Genomic DNA, 19522 nt, shown 5'->3' on the forward strand with positions numbered 1-19522 from the left:
TCATCGCGACTCCCCTTCGGCCCGCGTGGGCGCCCCGGCGGTGGACAGCCGCTCCGGGTAGCGCTTCACGGGGATGTCCTTGCGAAGCTGTTCCATCCGTTCCCGCACGGCGTCGTGACGGGCCTGCGCCGCGAGCACGCCTCGCACCTCCTCGAAGGAGGGCGTCACCGTGCGCGGAGCCTCCAGCGCCTTGGCCACATGCAGCCCGAACGCCGTGGCGAAGGGGGCGGAGGGCGCGCCGGGCTTCAGGTCCGCCACCGCGTCGAAGAAGCGTGAGTCCACCTGGCCCTCACGCATGGCGCCCAGGTCTCCGCCCCGGGCGCTGGTGGCCGGATCCTCCGACACTTCCCTGGCCACCTGGGCGAAGTCCTCGCCGCCCACCACGCGCGCATAGGCGTCGTTGATGCGCGCCTGGGCCGCCACGCGCTGCTGCTCGGTCGCCTGGGGCTGCACGTAGATCACGATGTGGGCCACGTGCACCTCGCGCCGGGTCAGGTCCTCCTTTCGTGCCGCGTAGCGCTGGCGCAGGGCCTCCTCGGTGGACGCCTTCGCGCCCACGGCCTCCGCGTAGGCACTGGCGAGCACCTCGCGGCGGGCCGCCTCCACCCGGGCCGCGATGGCCGGGTCCTCGAGCAGTCCGTCGCGCCGGGCGGCTTCGGCCAGCAGCGTGCGCTCCACCACCGCGTCCAGCGCCACCTCCGGCGTGCCGCCCTCCTGCTGCCGCAACGCGACGTCCGCGCGCGACACCGACGTGTCCCCCACCCGTGCAACTTCATCCCGCGACTTGCACGCCCCCAGCCCACACGCCGCCAGCACCAGCACTCCCCAGACCAGCCCCCGCTTCACTGTCCGCCTCCAGAAGACCCGCGGACTGAAGCGCCCACGCAGTCACCGCTACCGCAACTCCAGACATCCATCCGGTCAGCGGCCCCACCGCCGACCGGCGCCATCATGGCACGCCAGGCCCCACCGGATTCCCAGCTCCACCAGGAGTGGAGATCCGCTCCCGCCCCAATCATGACGGAGGCCAGCAGGGTCCCAGCGTCGGTCATCACCAGGGCCCCTGCGTGCTCGTCCCGCGGCACATGAGGCACGGGGGCATCCACGGACTCATCTGATTTCGCGGATGCCGGGATGGAAACGCCTGCGTCCCTGGGTTCACCTGACGGGCGCTTTGCTCCCTGACTGGCGGGAAGGGCACCACGTACGGAATCTTCACGGGACTCCCTGTGCTCCTCTCTCAACGAGGGAGGCTCAACGCAGCGGTACCCAGCGCCATCGGGCGCGCATGTTTCATCACCCGGGCAACTGAACCAGTCACGGGCCGGATCACAGATCCCCTTCGAGTTGAGCAGGCCAACGACATGCAAGGTCGTGTCCTGGGCTCCGCTGACCAGGATGAAGAAGGATTCATTCGAATTGACCCGGACCGAAACCCGGCTGGGGGTTCCACCATCCGAGAGCCCCTGGACCTGGGAGATTGCCACCAGCGAGGTACCGCCCGGGATTCCTCCCGCGGGGGTTCCGCCATCCAGCACGCCACCATCCGGCGCGCCGCCGTCGAGGATGCCGCCTTCCGACGCTTGCCGGGCGAACGACCCGCCATCCGGCGAGCCGGCAGCGGCTGAACAGACGCCATTGCTGCCGTATGGGGTCATGCCCAGGCCGCACGCCCATTTGCGCACTTCGACAGAAGCCGTAGGCGCATTGACGGTCACGAATGCCGCACTCGGCGGATAGATGCCAAAGACACGCTCTGGCAGCGGTGCGCCGCAAGACAGTTCCTCATCCCGTGTCGCCCCTACCAGCGCGACCGGGGTGTACTCGGCCGTGATGACCTGAGGCCCCTCGCAGCTTTCACCCGTGCCGCCCCCTTCCGTCCTGCCACCCGCGGAGCCACATCCCGGGTCCCTGGGCCAATCCTTGCCGTTGACGCCATCATCATCAATGCCGTTGGAGCACTCAGGCGTGACAGGGGGATCGTCTTCGTTGTCATCCGCCGGGGATTCACAGCCTGGATCTCGCGGGTAGTCCTCAATCTCGTCGCCGTCGTCGTTGTTCTCCCCATCACTGCACGCCGCCTCACGGCAGCGCAGTTCCCCTTCGGTCGGAAGGCAGTACGTGCCGACTTCGCACTGGAGCCAATCCGGGGCCTGCGCGCATTTGGCCCCCGACGCCAGGGTTCCCTGGATGGTGAACTCTGAATCCTCGGTTCCGCTCACGACCAGGAAGTAGGTGCCTTCCGTCAGGTCACCCCATGCCTCGTCAGACCAATCTCCACCAGCCCCGCAGCTGAGCTCCGACTTCGCGACGGCACACTGCGAGCGCAGTGCCACGCTGGCGTTGCTCGCCTTCGCGGTGACGTAGGCATTGCCAGGCACATGGAAGCCGTAGACGCGGTCAGGGCCAGGATTCGCGCAGGTCAGCGTGAAGTCGCTCGCCGCGTCCGACAGGGAAGCCATCATCACGGACGACGTGAGGGCCGCTGGCGCGACACAACTCTCACCGTCACCGGGCACCTCCGGGACCCTCCCGCGGAGCCACAGGCGGGGTCATTGGGGAAGTCCTCAAGCCCGTCATTGTCGTCGTCGCTGTCGTTCGAACAGGCAGGCAACGGAGACGGGTCGTCCTCGGAAGTACCCTCGGGGGACGCGCATCCCGGGTCGAACGGGAAGTCCACCTTTCCATCAGGCGCCGCTTCGTTGTCCTTGCCGTCCATGCAGGCCGGCAAATGGCAACGGTTCACGCCCTGCGCGTCAGGCTCGCAGGTGCCCGCGGCACAGACGAAGTCCGTGGACGCGGGATCGCACTTCGCATCCTGTCCCAGCCGCGCGCTGATGAGCTGGATGACGGAGGGTTCGTAGAAGTTGTAGGGACTGTTCACGAAGATCCGGGCTCCCGCGGGGACGTCTGCCACGGTCTTCGTGAACTGATCCACGCCGAAGCACTGGTTGGCGCTTGCCTCGCAATCGTCCACGACGAAGGCGTCGCTCTCGGTTCTAAAGGTGAGGCTCTTCAAAGGGCCATCGAATGGCAGCGAAACCCACGTGCCTGCGCTGTCGCCGCAACGCGAATAGGCATCCGAAGTGTAGGACCAGGACAGGTAGGTCTGCGAATCCCTGAGGGGGACAGGGAGCGAGCAGGACTGCCCCGAGCCCACCGGCACCACGTACACATTCCGGGAGACGCTTGTAACGAGTCCCGAGTAGTCCCTGGTCTCCAGCCGGAGCTCATGTGTCCCTTCGACAGGCGCGATGACCGACGCCGTCACGTATGAGTCGTAGTCACCATCGGACGAGGCGCCATTGATGCGCTTGAAGGGGGCGCCATCCAGGCTGAACTCGGCCCAGTCCACGCTCTCCCACTCATCCAGCACACGTCCCCGGACGGTCGTGGCCTGCCCGGCGAACAGGTAGCTCGTCTCCAGGGTCACCGTCGGAGGATTGTTGGCGCCCACGACGTAGGAGGTCGGCGGCGCGAAGCCCACCGCCCCCAATGCATCCACGGCCGTTGCGGTCAGGCTCATCGAGGACGGAATGTGCTCAACGTTCACGCAGACTTGAGTGCAATCCGTGCTCTCGCAGTCCGACTCGGACACAAGCACCGAGCCATTCAAACGAAGCTCCACGCTCGCAAGGTCGGTTGAGTCCTCCACGTCCATGCAGATTTCTTCTGGATAGCCTTCATGGAGCGATGAGCTGTTGCTCACCTTCACCGCCACGACAGGCGGCAGGTTGGGGAGCACCTGCATCGACAAGGACTGACGGTCTTCCCGACCGCCGAGGTCCCGGACCACCGCGGTGAGTTCCGCCTGGCCCAGCGCCGACTCAGGCACGAGGAAGGGTCTGCCGTAGGTCCAGCCCCACTGGCCATCGCTTGGGACGGGAACCCCATTCAGCAGCAGGGTTACCGACGCCAGGTCGTTGTCCGGATCGGAAACACCCACCCTGACATGGGCATAGTCTCCAGCGCGCACCGACGAAGGCGCCGTGAAGCTCGTGATCTCGGGCGAGATCCCGTCAGGCTTGACGGTGTACTCCACCGTGTCGCCGGAGGTGCGCCCCAGCGGGTCGCGGACGCGGAGGGTCAGCGACATCTTCTGCCCCAGACGCGACTGCGGAATGCGCAGCACGTGGCGCACGCTCAGCGGATTGTTGTTCGCCGTCAGGCGCTCGGCCGACGCGACGGCGACGCCGTCCACCAGCAACTCCAGGGTGTACGGCCCACCATTCCAGTAGAACGGAGCACTCTGGATGACGTTCTCGAACGGTAGCGCCCGGAGTTCCGTGGGCAGACCGACAGGCTTCGTCGTGAACATCGGGGACGGATTGATGGTCAACGTCATCTCGGCCGGTGGCGGTGAGCGGCCCGCACCGTCCACGAGCTCCGCGCGCAGCACCTGCGTCAGCTGGGTCTGCGTCACGGGCATCCGCACGGCGAATGTCACGTACGCGCTCTCCGCGTTCGTCACGGATTCCTCCAGGAGCTTGCCTCCCAGCGTCAGGCGGATGCGTGCTGGAGCAACCGCGCCCAGACCCACCACGTCCACCGTTCCGTACGAGCCGGACGTGTAGGTCGTCCCGTAGACGTTGCTGAAGCGGAGCGACAACGGAGTCTGCGGAACCGGTGCCGCTGCGACCCGGATGCGTACGGGCTCCGACAGCGCGAAGGTGCCGTTGGACGAACGCACTCGCACCTGGAGCGACACCTCCGACCCTGCGCTGCTGCCAACGGGAACCCATGGAATGGCCTGCGACATGACGTCATCCAGGGCGCCCACCGACTTGCCATCCACCAGCAGCTCGGCGGTGTTCAGACCGAAGCCGGAAGCCGAGGTCATCACCAGGTATTCCGCGCCCGCGGCCACTTCCGTCCCAGGGAGCGGCAACGCGATGCGGACCGATGGCGCGGCCCGCAGGGAGTCCACCGGGAAGCGGCGGACGCCCAGGTAGGCGTCCGCGACGATCAGATCCGAACCGACCACCACGGCATCGTCCGCGCGCCCGGCCGGCACTGTCTGCACGAGCCTCGGGGCATCCGGGTCCGTCAGGTCGAAGAGCTGCACGCCGCTGGCCGCTTCGCTCACGATGGCCAGGCGGCCATGGAGCCGGACGCGGGTCACGGCGCCCGCGGTGGGCACCGTCTTCCGAGACACGCCGCCCGCATCCGTCACCTTCCAGATCGTCAGGCCCGACGTGTTGCCCGTCACCAGCAGTGTGTCATCCAGCGCCAGGGCCTGGACGGGAAGCTCGGAGTGCGTCGCCCAGCGGCGCAGACCGCCCGAGCCGTCCACGCCCACCAGGGTCCAGCCCGCGGTCCCCAGCGCCACCGCCGCCTTTCGCTCATCGCCAGAGACATCCATCGCGTCAACGCCCAGGTCGAGCGACGCGGCGCCCGTGTCCGGAAGCATCGCGATGCTGGAGACCTTCCGGGCGTTGAGGCCCCATGCGCGTCCGGGTGACACGCTGAAGCGAGACAGCTGACCCAGCTGACCCAGCCCCGACGTCACGGTTTCGACGTTTCCATTGCCCCGGTCGTTGGCGCGATTGAGCGAATTTCCATAGTAGACATACGTGTAGCCCCCCGAGTGCTCGACCTGGGTTGCGTTGTTCCACCAGGGCAGGCTCTTGAGGGCCTCCAGCATTCCAGGCTTCGACAGCCCCAGTTGCCGGACACCCGCGCTGCCCGCCGCGACGAGGACGCCCTCGTGGAAGGCCGTCAGGCCCAGGGGGGCGGGGGTCGCGGTGAGGGTCGCGGACGGAGCGGTCTGCACGGACTCCTGCCGCTGCGGAAGGCGCCGCAACTCGACGCCCGAACCGCTCGCGGAGAGCATGACCTCACCCGAAACCTGCAGGTCGCGGGCTTCCATGGCCGAGGTGGTCAGCATGGCCACGGTCATGGGCTCGCGCACGTCGATGACCCTCAGGAAGCCGTCCTCGCACAGGACATAGGCCAGCCCGTCGACGACATGCAGCGCGCGCGGGGCCGCGCTGAGCGGGACGGAGAAGTCGCCTCCATCCCAGAACTCCCGGATGCGAAGGAACTTGTCCGTGGCGACAACGAGCCGGTTGCCATCCCGCTCCGCGGTGATGACTGCTTCCTCGGTTGGCACGAGGAAGGAGGCATCCGTGATGTTCGTAGGCCACCGGTTGAGCCGGAAGAGCATCTGGACGCGATTGTTGGCGAGGCGGTTCAGGTAGCCGTCCCGTCCACCCGCGAGCAGCGTCCCGGAGCCCCATCCATAGTAGGACGGTGTCACGACGGGCCGCGCGGGCTCGTCGAGGTCGATGTACTGCGGAAGCTCCGCGGGCAGCGTTCCCTTGTTGGCCCAAACCCACTTCCCGAACGAGAAGACCTGCGAGAAGGGGCGGTACAGATGACTCACGACCCGCGGAGCCGTGCCCGAGGACACATCCACGACGTCCAGGCCTGATTCACCCAAGGCCAGGAGCACCAGGTTGCCCCGGATGGCCATGGACAGGGGGCGGGCCGCGGAGGTGAAGCTTCCCAGGTGCGTGAGCGAAGGCACGGGCCCTCGCGTCAGTTGTCCCACCGCGAAGCCCGTGGCCGTGCGGACATAGACGCGGTCCTCGAGCACCTCGACCTGCTCGGCTCCCTCGAAGCCCTGCGCGAACAGCGTGCCCTGCTGGGGCGTGATGGGCGCCACGACCGTCCACACCGTCGGCGTCAGCGACGGTGAGAGTCCGGCGCGATCCGTGACAGTGACCTCCAGCTTCAGCTCCGCGCCCACGGGCGTCGACTCCGGAACGACATAGCGGAGCACGCCGCTCCCCGTGGCGACGGAGGTCCCGTTCAGCTTCAGGACCTGCTGGATGCGCACGACCCCCGCCGCGTCCTCCGCCTTCACCTTCGACAGCAGCGGACTGCCCGCGGCGATGCGGCCCGCGGTGGGCTCCACGTCCAGCTTCACGGTCGGAGGCGTGGTGTCATCCACTACGGTGAGTTGCAACGTGCGGGGCACGGACTCGCGACCGGAGGCATCCACGGCGACCGCTTCAACCACGACCGGGGTGCTGCCCGTCACCTGCGGCATCAACAGCGAGGCGACGTAGGGCTTCACCTTCACGCGCTGCTGATCCACGGGCAGGCCTGCGCCGAGCAGCCGGAAGCGGACCTCCGCGGCCGTGTCCGGAGTCGTCTCGGCGACCATCCGCACGAGAGTCCCCTCCACGATGGCGGACGGGGTTTCGAGCTCCAGTTTGCTGACCGCCGGTGCGGTCCCCGTGTCGTTGAGCACCCGGACGGAGCCCTGCTTCACGGGGCCTTGGCGGCCCTGGACGTCCACCGCCACGGCCGTGATGGTCACGTCTCCATCCTGCGTGACCTGCGGCGCCTTCAGCATTCCGGCCCACGCGGGCGCGCTGAAGACCACGGGCGTGCCTCCCGCGACCGAGACCTCCACCCGGTCCACCTGGTTCGGCGCCGCCGCTTCCGGGCGCACCAGGAACTCCGTTCCTTCCAGCACAGTCGTGGGCAGCCCCAGCGACAGGAGCACCGGTCCCGTGCCGGCGTCCACGAGCGTCACGGTCCCCGAGGCCTGGGCCTCGTTGCCCGCCAGGTCCCACACCCGCAGCGACACCTGGACCCCGCCCAGGGCGAGCGGCAGGTCCACCGACGTCGGCAGGGCATTGTCGAGCACCTGCACCACACGCCCACCCACGCTCAGCTCGGCGGTGAACGCATTCAACGCAATCACGCCGTCCGACCAGGTCGTCGTCAACGGCAGCCGGGCGCCCGCGGCCGCCGTGGAGGCCAGCGAAAGCGTCAGCACGGGCGCGGTGGAGCCTCGCTCCAGCGTGAGCCGGGACAGCGACGTCCCCTTCGCCGCGACAACGGTGTTGCCCGCTGCGATGACGCGTCCCTGGACCGCCGGATAGACGCCCGCGATCCGGGGCGCCGTCCGCGCGTCCAGCACCGTCAGCCCGGTGTCGGAGCCCGCCAGCAGCCACGGGCCCAGCGCCGCGACCGACGTCGCCGCGCCACCGAGCGTCTTCTCCCCCACCAGAGACAACGTGCTTCCAGAGAGCGCGAAGCAGCGTGCCGCCGCGCCCACCACGCAGGCCCGGCCAGCGCCCAGGGCCGTGACGGCCACCCCCGCCGTCTGCACCTGCGCGACCTGCTTCGGCGCGGGAGGCACCGTCAAGTCGACCGCGAACAGGCTCGCGTCCGCCAGCGCGTACAGCCAGTCACCCTGGATGGAGAGCGACGTCACGTTCCCCAACGGCAGGTGCGCGCGCGGAGTCCCCTTCGGATCAAACGACTCCAGGCCGTCGTCGCTTCCGACGACGAAGCCGCCCCGGTAGGCCCCCACCGACGTGGGCTCGCGGCGAAGCGCCACGTTGTTGCCCACCGTGGAGAGGTCCTCCGCCGACAGCAGCGCGAGGGTTCCCTTCCCCGCCGAGCGCAGCACGACCGCCAGACGGTCGCCGAGGACGGCGAGCCCCGAGGGAGTGCCTTCCAGCGACCGCCGCGACACCAACACGCCTGTCGCGCGGTTCCGGCGCTCCACCTCGGCGCCACCGCCGGCATCATCCCGGAGGACGAACAGGTCCGCGCCCTGGAACGCCAGGGCCGTCACGTTGGCGGTCCCCTCCAGGGTGGAGCGCACCGCCGGGCCCTGCGCGAACTCCGCCAGAGAACCCTCGACGCCCGCGTCCACCGTTCCGCCCAGGCCCACGGCCTGGACCGTCACGCGAACAGGAGCGCCTTCCGGCCCCAGGGGCAGGACGTTCCCCGCCGCCCCCGTCGCGACTCCCGCATCCGCCACGAAGAGCTGCTGCTCGACGGTGGCCCCCTGGGTGGCCGTGGCCAGCGCGGCCACGGAGGCGCCACCGGCGAAGACCGGTCCCTCCAACTCCACCGGCAGCGTCAACGTCGGCGCAGTGGCGTTGCTGTTCACGATCTGGAGCTGCTGGACCGACGTGGCCTCGAGGCCCGCGTTGTCCTTCACCCGGGCACGCACCATCGCCACGCCTCCCGCGGCATCCACGGGAGGAACCTTGAACGTGGCTTGCCAGGGCGACGCGACGAGGACGCGCTCCTGCGCATCCAGGGACAGCCGCACCTCCTTGACACCAGCGGGCGCGGCCACCGTGGCCGACACGGTCACATCGGTTCCCTCGGTGTAGGTCCAGCCGGGGTTCGGATTGGTGATGCTGATGAGCGGCGCGTCGGCGGGCTCCACCGTCACCGTCAGGGGCTGGGTCACCCCCTCGTTGCCCCGCTCATCCAGGGCGTGGGCCACGAACGTCACCTGCGTGGGTTGCGTCACCACCGGAGCGGTCCACCGCATCAACCAGTTGGGCCCCTGGAGGGTCTCCAGGTCCGCGCCGTCCTTCGTGATGCGGACGGACTTCACGGTGTTGGTGTCCGTGGCGCTGACGCGCATGTCCAGCGGCATGCCCGAAGGAACGCGGGTGTTGGCGCTCGGCGCCAGGAAGGCCACCACCGGCGCGGTGCTGTCCGGCGTCACCGTGAGCATCACGGGCGCGGCGCTGCCGACAAGCTGGGCATTGTCCTGGGCACGGGCCGTGAGCGCGTGCGTCTCCGGCCCCGAGCCCACCCGCGGTGCCTTCAGCGTGTACGTCAGCGGGCCCGTGGGGTTCAGGACGAGCTTCAGCGAAGCCTCGTCGAGCCGCAGCTCCAGGCTGCTCACGCTCGAGTTGTCCGTGGCGGTCACCGCCACGGCGAGCGAGGCACCCTCTTCCAGCGTCAACTGCGCGACCGCGGGCGCCGTGAAGGTGACCGTCGGCGGCAGGTCGTTCACCACCTGGATGGTGATGGGCGGCAGCTCCGTGACGTTGCCCGCCGCGTCCTGGGCCCACGCCACCAGCTGCGAGTTCCCCAACGGCGACGCGGGCCAGGTGTACGTGAACAGGCCGTTGCTCCCGCTCAGGTTCTGACCATTCACGGACAGCTTGCGGCCGGAGACCTGCCCCGAGTCGTCCGTCACGCGGACCTCGAAGGTCCACGGCGTCCCCGCGCTGAACCGGTCGCCTGTCACCACCGGGCGGCCCGAGTCCTTCGCGATGAGCTCCACCTGCGGCGGAACGCCATCCACGGTGCGGAAGGTCGCCGTGCCGCCCTGGGACAGGACGTTGCCCCCCAGGTCGGTGACGCCCTGCACGCTCAACTGGTACTGCGTCGTCTGCGCCAGGGGCTCGGCCGGCACCAGGGTGAGGCCCAGGCCATCCGGAGCCGCGGTCACCGTCGACGCGACCGGGAGCCCCGTGAGTACCCGGGTGAGCTTCGCCTGCGCGACGCTCGCGGAAGCGATGGGCTCGTTGAAGCGGACCGTGAACTGCGCCGCCACGGGCACGCTCTGTCCGCCCTGCGTCCCTGCCGGCGACCACGACACCACGGCCGGCGGCTTGAGATCCGCGCGGCTCACCAGCGACGCCAGCGACACGGACGCGCTTCCCGGCGACTCCAGCCGCAGCGGCACCAGCCCGGCAGGACCCGCTGCGACCTTCACGGTCAGCGACGTGCCCGTCAGGGAGACGATCTCCACGGGCGTCGTCCCCTCGAAGACGGAGATCCCGCGCGTGAACCGGCCGCCCGTGAACGTCACGGAGCCACCCTCGAGCGCCACCACCGTGGGCGCCACCGCGCTGACGAAGGGCTGGGCGACGTAGGTGAACGCACCATCCCAGCGCAGCCACGGCTGCCCCGCGGCCTCGAGCGCCACCGTCACCGGACCGGCGACGGTCGTGGCCGGAGTGATGACCTGCAACGCGGTCGCGGAACGGCCCGGTTCGGGGACGACGCTCGTGCCACCGAAGTGGACCTTCGACACGGCGGTCAGGTTGGAACCGGTGAGCAGGACGGACGTCCCGCCCGCCACGTCACCGTGGTCCGGGACCACCGACGCAAGGCCCATCTGGATTTCGTCCGCGCCGCCCACGATCGGGAAGCGCCAGGGCCCACGCAGGGTGCCCCCCACCACTCCCGAAGCAGCCAGCTGCGCCTCGGCCACGTACACGGTCCCCACGGTGAGGGACGGCACGGGCGTATAGCCACGCAGATACCCCACTTCGACGACCGTTCCATCCACGGGCCCCGAAGCGCTGTCGGGCTTGATCACCAGCGTGCTCGCCGAAGCCACGGCCTGGGGCAGGAAGGACGACAGCGTCATCGACACGGTGCCGCCCCGAGGCAGCTCGCCGCCCGGCATGGGGACCGTCGCCACCGTCACCGGGTACGGCAGGTGGAACGTCTTCATCGTGGAGCCGTTGGCCGCCACAGCGACGCCTCCCACCACCAGGGTGCGCGCGCCCGGCACCCCGGTCGTCGGGGCCCAGGTGCGCTCCTGGAATACGCCCGCGTCAGGCTGGGTGGTGTCCACCCACGACAAGCGCGTGCGGCCTCCCACCCACGCCCACGGGCCTGACAGCGCCACGGACAGCGCGTCGTTGCCCGGCGTCTGCGAGTTCCAATGGCCCACCCGCAGGGGCTCGTCGGGCGTCGTCGCGTCCACCAACTCGATGCCCGTTCCCAGGCCCAGGAGGACCTGGTTGCCCTCCACGGCCATCGACCACGCGGGCGCCGGAAGGTCCTCCAAGGAGCCCTTCAGGGAGAGCTGACCGTCCGAGAAGTCACGCAGCTCCAACCGCGACGTGTTCCCCTGGTCCACCAACAGGACCAGCGCGCCCTGGACCCGCTCCAGGGCCCGGAGCGTGCCACCGGACAGGGACGTCTGGGCGACCACGCGCAGCTCTCCGTCCACCCGGCCCAGCAGCGACACCTCGCTGCCGCCCGCGACCGCGACATAGGCCGCGTCGCGCGAGGCCACGATGGCCATGGGCACCACACCCTGGGGCGCCAGGTACACCCGCTCCTGTTCCTGGGGCATGCACTCGTCAAGCTCCGAGGTCGCGCAGGCCCCCAGCGCGTAGCGCACGAGCAGGCCCGGTCCCACGAGGAACGCCTCGTTCCCGCTCACGGTCAGGGCCGTGGCGTTGGGCACACCGGGGACGTCGTTCCCGTCGATCTCGTACAGCGTTTCGTTCGCGGCCAGTCCACGAACGACCAACTGGCCGCCTCGCGCCACCAGCAGCTTGTCCCCCACGCGCGCCATCGCATCGGCGCCGGGGGATGACGTTCCGGTTTCCTCCAACGTGAACGTGAACGGACCCGGCCAGACGGCGCTCAGCTCCGTGGTGTCCGGCCCCGGTGTCGCCACGCGCAGCGTGACGGAGCCGGTGACGTTGTCCGGCACGCGGACGCGCAGCTCGGTCGCCGACAGCAGCTCGACCACGGGCGCCAGCACCGTGCCGAAGTACACCCGGCTGCCTCCGAACAGCCCCTGCCCTGTCAGCGTGATGAACGTCTGGCTGTTGAACGGCGCGGACGTCGCCGACACCGCTGTCAGCACGGGCTCCGGGAGGTAGCGATAGGCGCCCAGCCTCATCACGGACAGGCCGCCCGGGTTGATGATCTCCACGGCCGCGGGTCCCGCCACGCCCGCGGGCACGGTCACCGCGACGCTGCGTCCGTCGGCGGCGACCACGACCCCCGTCGCGGAAGCGCCGCCGAACTTCACGGTGCAGCCCGCCACGAAGTGCTCACCCGTGAGCGTGACCTGATTGCCTCCCGCCTCCAGGCCATGCGCCGGGACCACGGAGTCGAGCTCCGGCAGCTCCGCCGACACCAGCGAAGCCGTCTTGAAGCGCACGTCCACGTCCGTGCCCAGCTCGCCGCCGGCCAGGTCCGCCAACGTGGCGCCGACGTGCAGCCGGTACTGCGCGGAAGGACTCAGCGGAGCATAGGGCTCCAGGACGACGTCCGAGCCACGCGTCGTCGCCTCCATGCGCCGCGCGACCTTGACCGCCTCGTCGCCGGTCCCCGTCATCCGCGACAACGTCACGCCCTGCGCCGTATTGAGGTCCGCGAGCGCCGTCACGTGCACCCGGGGCGCCGTGCCCACCGCCACCGTCTCGCCCTCGGAAGGCGTCGTTCCGACGACCTCCAGGTGGTCCAGCTCCACGACCGACAGCGAGCCCGCGAGCACGGGCGTTCCAGAGGGCGCCTGGGACAGCGGCAGCTCCACCGGCGAGCCCTGCACGTTCAAGAGCAGCGTGCCCACCAGCAGGTAGTCACCCGTGAAGGCCGCCGTCCGCGCGTCGCCCACCACCTGCATCCGCTCCAGGGCGACGGGCATGCCGCCCACCGGCACCGCGAAGCGCTGCACCTTGCCGCCACCCGCGGAGACGTACGCCACGCCGCCCGCCACCCAGGTCTGCTCGGCGGACATCCACGTGCGGCCCAGCGGATCCGTCAGCACCAGCACGCCGCCCGAGGCCGGATGCGGCGGATCCGCCATCTCCACCAACTGCACCTGCTTCGCCTTGCCCAGCGACGCGAACACCCGCGTGCCGCTCACGGTGAGGTGCCGCGCCGGCACGCTCAAGCCGAAGCCGTCACCGATCCTGGCCAGCGAGCCCTTCGACGCGTCCAGCACATGCAGCAGGGGCGCGGCCGTGTTGCCGTCCGCCACCACCAGGTTCGAGCCGAGGAGCACCATCGCGCGGGCGCCCCCCGTCAGCAGCCGCTGGCCCACGGGCAGCGGCGTGGCCGTCTCACCCAGCCGGTACATCGAAACGCCCGCCCCGTCCGCGACGAACAGCAGGTCGTCCTTCACCAGCACGTCGAAGGCCTCACCCGTCACGGGCAGCGAGGACAGGGGCTGCGGCGAAGCAGGCGTCGCCACGTTCCAGCGCATCACGCCCGCGGGACCCGCGGCCATGTAGAGCGTGGACCCCGCCTTCGCGAGCCGCCGGCCACCGCCCGTGGCGCTGAAGGTGACCGTGGTCTCCTCGCGCAGCGTGGGCAATTCGTTCAGCCGGGCCACGAGCAGTCCGCCCTGCGTCGTGGCCTTCGAGGCGTCGTAGACCACCGAGCCATCCACGTTGGTGATGGCCGTCTCTCCGCCCAGCGCGGCATAGGCGACGCCCCCCTCCACCAGGACGTGCGCCACGGGCAGTGAGGGCAACTGGGAGACCGCTCCCGCTCCATAGAGGAACGGCAGCCCCAGGGACGGGGGCTGATCCGACAGCCCCAGGGTCACATCCACCAGGCCGGAGGCATGCGGCGGCGCCTTCGCCTCCGCGCTCTCCATGGACGTCACGCGCACGTCGAACGACGCCGTTCCACCGAACGTCACGGTCATGCCCGGCGCGAAGCCATGGCCGGTGAGCTTGACCAGGACGCCGCCCTGCTGCGGCGACTGCGAGGGCGACAGGGCCACCAACTGGAGGGGATCCCGATAGAGGAACCCGCCCAGGCGCCGTGCCACCAGACCCGACGGTTCGTCCACCACCTCCACCATCGCGGGTCCAGCGACCGCGGCGATGGCCGGGGGCACGACGAGCTCCAGTTCCGTCGGGGACTTCCACGTCACCGCCGCGGCCTGACCGCCCACCCGCACCGTCGTGAGACCGTCCGCGCGGAAGCCGGAGCCCGTGAGCGTCACCACGGTGGTGACGTTCGTCCGCCCGGAGGCGGGCTCCAGAGCGCTGATGACTGGCTGGATCGCACCCGGGCCGGCGATGGTGAAGTACGCCTCCACGGGCGCCGCCAGCGAGCGCGTGTCGAAGCCCTTCACGTCGGTCGTGATCCGCACGCGGACCTGCGCTCCGAGCGGGAGGGGATGCGCTGGATCCGGAGTGAAGACCGCCGTCGAGCCGCGCGTGGCGAACACGACGTCGTACGTGCCGTACGCATAATCGCTCCAGCCCGTGCCTTCGTTCACGGCCACCTGGAACGTGGCGCTCGTGACCGTCTCCGCGTTGACCGGCAGGCTGAAGCGCGCCTGGATGGCCTGGCTCGTCGGCACGACGCTGCCAGGCGCGGGCGACAGCTCCACCGCCAGCAGCTCGGAGGGCGGCACTTCGATAACGGTGTTCCCCGACGAGGTGGAGGCGAACAGCGAGCCACCCACGAACGTCAGGCCCATGACCGGGCTGCCCAGGTCCGACGACTGGAGGATCCTGGGCGCGCTCTCAGTGGACAGGTCGAAGACGTAGAGCTTCGTCCCCACCGTCACGTAGGCGCGGCCCGCGCGCACGAGCAGGCGGCTGGCCACCAGTTGTTCGTAGGTGCGCTCACCGGAGAACACCGCCACGTGCCCCACCTGGGCACCGGTCCGGGTGTGGATGGAGAGGTTCAGGCCCGGGCCCTTCCCCGCCGCCACCGACGACGTGAGCGCGTAGAAGCGATCCGTCCCCAGCTCCAGCGCCAGCACGTCGGTGTTCAGCGACACGGTCTCCACGCCGGTCAGCCTGGGGCCCACGCCCTGGAACACCCGCACGCCGCCCCACGCGGCCGTGGGGTCCGTGACGCCCACGTAGATGCGCTCTCCTTCCACGCGGACGCTCGTCGCGAGCGAGCCCGTCGTGTCTCCGCCCGCCACCAGGAAGGGCTTCTCCGGCCGCGACACGTCCACCGCCTGGAGCCCCATTGAATCCATGGCCAGGAACGCCAGGGAGCCCGAGAGGTCCAGGCCACGCACCGGCGCCAGGGTGGACAGCCCGCCCAGCCGCAGCGGGTACTCCTCCACCTTCACGTCGAAGAGCTCCAACCCCCAGTACCCGGCGTTGGCCACGCCCACCGCGAGCTGGTCTCCCTTCAGGGAGATCTCCGAAGCCACGCGCGGCGGGAAGCCCGGCAGGTCCAGCGAGCTGCCGACCGGCATGTCATACGCGAAGAGCCCCACCTGCACCGGGGTCTCGTTCGGCCGGGCGATCCACACGGGGACCAGCGATGGGTGGTCCACCCTGGGCGAGACGAAGCGCAGCGAGGACAGGTCGCGCACGTCCACGTCCAGCTTCTGGGTCGTCTCCACATCCTGCCAGCGGGGAGTCACGAAGACGCGCGTCCCCGGCGCCAGGCCCGGGCCCGACAGGGACACCGACACGGTCGTTCCGCCCGCCACCGGCCCATGGTCCGGGGAGATGCTGATGCCAATCCCCTCCAGGGGCTGCAGGTACAGCACGGACGACGGCAGCACCGCGACCGGGCCACCCGCGTTGCGCACCTCCAGGTCGGCGGGGACCGCCACGGTGGCCGCCGGAGCGACCACTCGCAGCTCGGTGTCACTGTTGACGGTGAAGACCGCGGGCTTGCCACCCACGAGGACTTCGGACGTGCCGGTGAAGCGCTCGCCCACCACGGTCAGGGGCGTTCCTCCCGCCATGGAGGCGGAAGCGGGCGACACCGAGGCGATCCTCGGCGTCCGGCTCCCCGTGGCGGCCGTATGGAACGCGAGCTGGAACGGCATCAGCAACGCACCGCCGCGCTGATCCGTCACGGAGGTGTCCACCGACAGCTGGTAGTCGCGGTCCGGCAACAGGGCGTCTTCCGCCCGGACCGTCAGCACCGCGCCGTCGGCCTCCAGCGTCACGTCCACGGTGTCGCCGGGCGCGCCCCCCGCGCCGGGCAGGAGCAGCAGCCGGACGCTGCTGTCCGTGAAGGACGGCGCGGCCAGCGGCCGGTTGAAGCGCACCGTCAGCGCCACGTTCTCGGGCGGAACGAGCGACCGCCGCGCGGGCTCCATCCCCGTCACGTACAGGAACGGCACCGACAGCTCCGTCAGCGTCGGGCCTCCCGCCAGCAGCAGGCGGTCCTCCACCGCCACCACGTCCAGTGCCGGCTCCACGTTGCCGCCGCTCACGAGCCTCGGATTGAGCGGATCCGCCACGTCCACCAGCACCACGCCGCCCTCGGCCGCGGCGACGAAGAGCATGTCGCCCAGCAGGCGCAGGCGCTGCGGATGGCCCGGCCTGTTGGACATGTCCTCATTGAACGGCAGCGTCTTCTGAAGCGTCGGGCCCTGCGGATCCGACACGTCGAAGAACAGGAGCCCCTTGTCCGCCGCGGCGACGATGGCCACGTCGCCCACCACCACCACGTCCGTCAGGGCCGAGTCCGCGAGGATCGACTGGGACGTCGCCCCAGGACGGTCCGACGCGAAGACGTGCAGCCGGCCGTGCGGCGAGTAGCCCTCGAACGGGTTCGCATGATCGCCCGTGGCATGGCCAATGAGCGAGTTCTCCGGCGGCGGGGGCAGCGCGAACGGGCCTGAACCTGTCGCGCAGTTGAAGACACCCTCGTGCACGCCCGTGACCACGAAGGCGCGGCCTCCGGAGAAGGTGGCCCCGAAGACGTCCTCGTCCAGCGCCAGCTCACCGATGCGCAGCGGGTCGCTGGGGACGCGCGTGTCGTAGAGCACCATCTTGCCGTCGGTGCCATGGGCCTTCGGACGGCCGGGGCACTGCGACTTGGGATCGATGGTGAGGATGGTGCCCAGGAGCCACGCGCCCGTGGGCGTCGGCAGCACACGGGTGGCCAGCGGCGGCGTATCCGCGGTCCCCATGTCCAACGGCGCCTGGCCCAGCAGCGTCAACTTCAGGCTCTGCGTCGCATCCAGCACGACCAGGCCGCTCTGGCCATTGGCCACCAGCAGCTGGCCTCCACGGACCGCCACGTCCAGCGAGTCCGGCATCACCTCCACGTCCGGCGGATCCACCTTCCCCAGCAAGCCCATGCGCGTGGCGAAGAAGCGGTCCACGAGCGCGTCAGGCGGGTCGACGATCGCCACGCCCGACGCCAGGGGGCGGCCGGGCTTGGACGCGTCGAACACCAGCGCCCGGTACGACTCCGGGATGGAGCCCTCACCGGTGAGCGCGCCGGTGTACTTCTGCGGGAAGTTGTTGCCGTTGCCACTGGCGCCGGCCGCCGCGAACACCTGGAAGGGGTCCTCCGGGTTGGCGACGAGCGCGTGCGGCGCGGCCGAGACCACGCTCTCCTCGCCGGAGAACGCCAGGCCGTAGCCGACCTCGGACGTCGAGCGCACGCGCGACAGGCCGTCCGGCGACACCAGCGTCACATCCGCCGCGCCGAACGAGCCAGGCGGCGCCAACGCCGTCAGCTCCGTGAAGGACGTCACCGACACGGACGACGCGGGCAGGCCGCGCACCAGGACGCGCGTGGCGCCCAGCGCGTCCGCCCACGCGGGCAGGAAGCCGTTGCCCGACACCCGCACGGTGCTGTTGCCGCGCGGGTTCAGGAAGCGCGGCAGCGCTTGGCCCACCTGCAGCGGCGCCACGTACAGGTAGCCGCCCGCCCTGCGCGCGCCCAGGCCTGACAACTGCGTCAGCTCCACGTCGGCCAGCCCCACGGCCCCCGCGGGCACCGTCACCCGCAGGCGTGTGGGAGACCACTCCATCACCTGCGCGGAGACTCCGCCCACCATCACGGTCACGCCCGGCTCGAAGCCGCTGCCGAGCACCTCCACGCGGTTGCCTCCGGAGGTGGGCCCCACGCGGGGCACCACCTGGGAGATGACCGGAATGGCTCCCGCCTGGTCCGCCGTGCGGAACGACACGGAGAAGGGCGCGATGAGGGACGCGCTGCCGCCCGGGGTGTGGACCGCCTGCGACACGTGCAGCTTCAACGCCGCGCCCGCCGGGAGCGGCCCGGACGGACGGAACGTCAGCGTGCTGCGCAGCTCCGTGGATGAGCCGACCTCCAGGGGGAGGCCGGGCACGGGCACGCCATTGGCCGTGAGGGAGAAGGCCTGGATGGCCGAGTCCGCGTCCACGGCCGCGGAGAAGCTGACCAGCACGGACGGCAGGTCCGTGGGCACGACTTCGCCCTCCGCCACGCTCGCGCTGGCGACGGACAGCTCCGACGCGTCGCCAAAGTCCAGCGACCAGCCGAGCACGCCGCGATCACGCGCGCTCACCAGCCGGCCTCCAGCCGTCGCCACGGCCTGGGCGTCGCCGCCCTGGCTGCCGGTGACGTGGTAGAGCAGCTTCGGGTTCAGCAGGTCATTGAGGTCCACCACCGCCACGCCCGCGGCGCCCGCGGCCACGTAGGCCAGGCGCCCCGAGAGCCGGACGTCCCAGGCGAACCCGTGCACGTCCAGCGTGGCGAGCCGCTGCAACTCCGGCTGCGACACGTCCACCAACACCAGGCCGTCATCCCCCGCCGCCACCACCGCCACGTCCCCCAGCATCCGCATGCGCTGGATGGACAGCGGCACGGACAGCTCGGGGACCTTGGCGGGCGTCGCCTCCACGTTCCAGACCTGGAGCTGCCCCCCGCTCACCTTGAAGTCCGCGGCCCGCGTTCCCGTGCCCACCACGGCCTTGCTTCCCCAGGCCGCGATGGCCTGGGCTCCGGGGTTCGCGTCCGCGGTGTGCACCGGGAAGGTCTCCACGGAGATGTCGAACGAGCGCAACCCGCTGGCCGCCGCCGCCGCCATCAGGCGCTCGTCATGCACGTCCACGCCGAACACGCCGTGGAGCCCCACGGGCACCGTGCGCAGCAGCGACACCCCCGCCAACGGATTGCTCACGTTCACGACAGCGACCGAGCCCCCCACTGCGACGTCGTCGTCGTCCCTGCGGACGAGGCCGACGTAGAGCAGGTGCGGCCTGGACGCCGAGCCGGGCACGTACACGACGGACGTCGCTTCCCCGGGCAGCTCCAGATGGGCGGC

The 19522-nt window shown here is 70.4% G+C and carries 3 protein-coding genes (1 of these 3 cut by a window edge); all 3 read right to left on the reverse strand.

The window, feature by feature from the left end; genetic code table 11:
• Tightly spaced (each overlapping or abutting the next), the 3 genes in view from ACX114_RS27265 to ACX114_RS27275 form a layout consistent with a single transcriptional unit that may run on beyond the window.
• Positions 1-846, reverse strand: a complete 846-nt coding sequence (locus tag ACX114_RS27265; RefSeq protein ID WP_459289223.1) for a peptidylprolyl isomerase — start codon at positions 844-846, stop codon at positions 1-3.
• Positions 843-2465, reverse strand: coding sequence for a hypothetical protein (locus tag ACX114_RS27270; RefSeq protein ID WP_459289225.1), 1623 nt, complete (start codon positions 2463-2465; stop codon positions 843-845). Before ACX114_RS27270 ends, ACX114_RS27265 begins: the two co-directional genes overlap by 4 nt.
• Positions 2465-19522, reverse strand: partial view of an Ig-like domain-containing protein gene (locus ACX114_RS27275; protein WP_459289227.1) — the 3' portion only. 12630 nt of this gene lie beyond the right edge of the window; only the last 17058 of its 29688 coding nucleotides appear in the window; the start codon falls outside the window, past its right edge; it ends in the stop codon at positions 2465-2467. Before ACX114_RS27275 ends, ACX114_RS27270 begins: the two co-directional genes overlap by 1 nt.

The organism is Corallococcus sp. M7 (genome assembly GCF_054512695.1).

Excerpts from the sequence above, each read along its gene's own strand:
- ACX114_RS27270 (WP_459289225.1), bottom strand. The coding sequence starts at position 2,465 with ATGATGGCTTCCCTGTCGGACGCGGCGAGCGACTTCACGCTGACCTGC.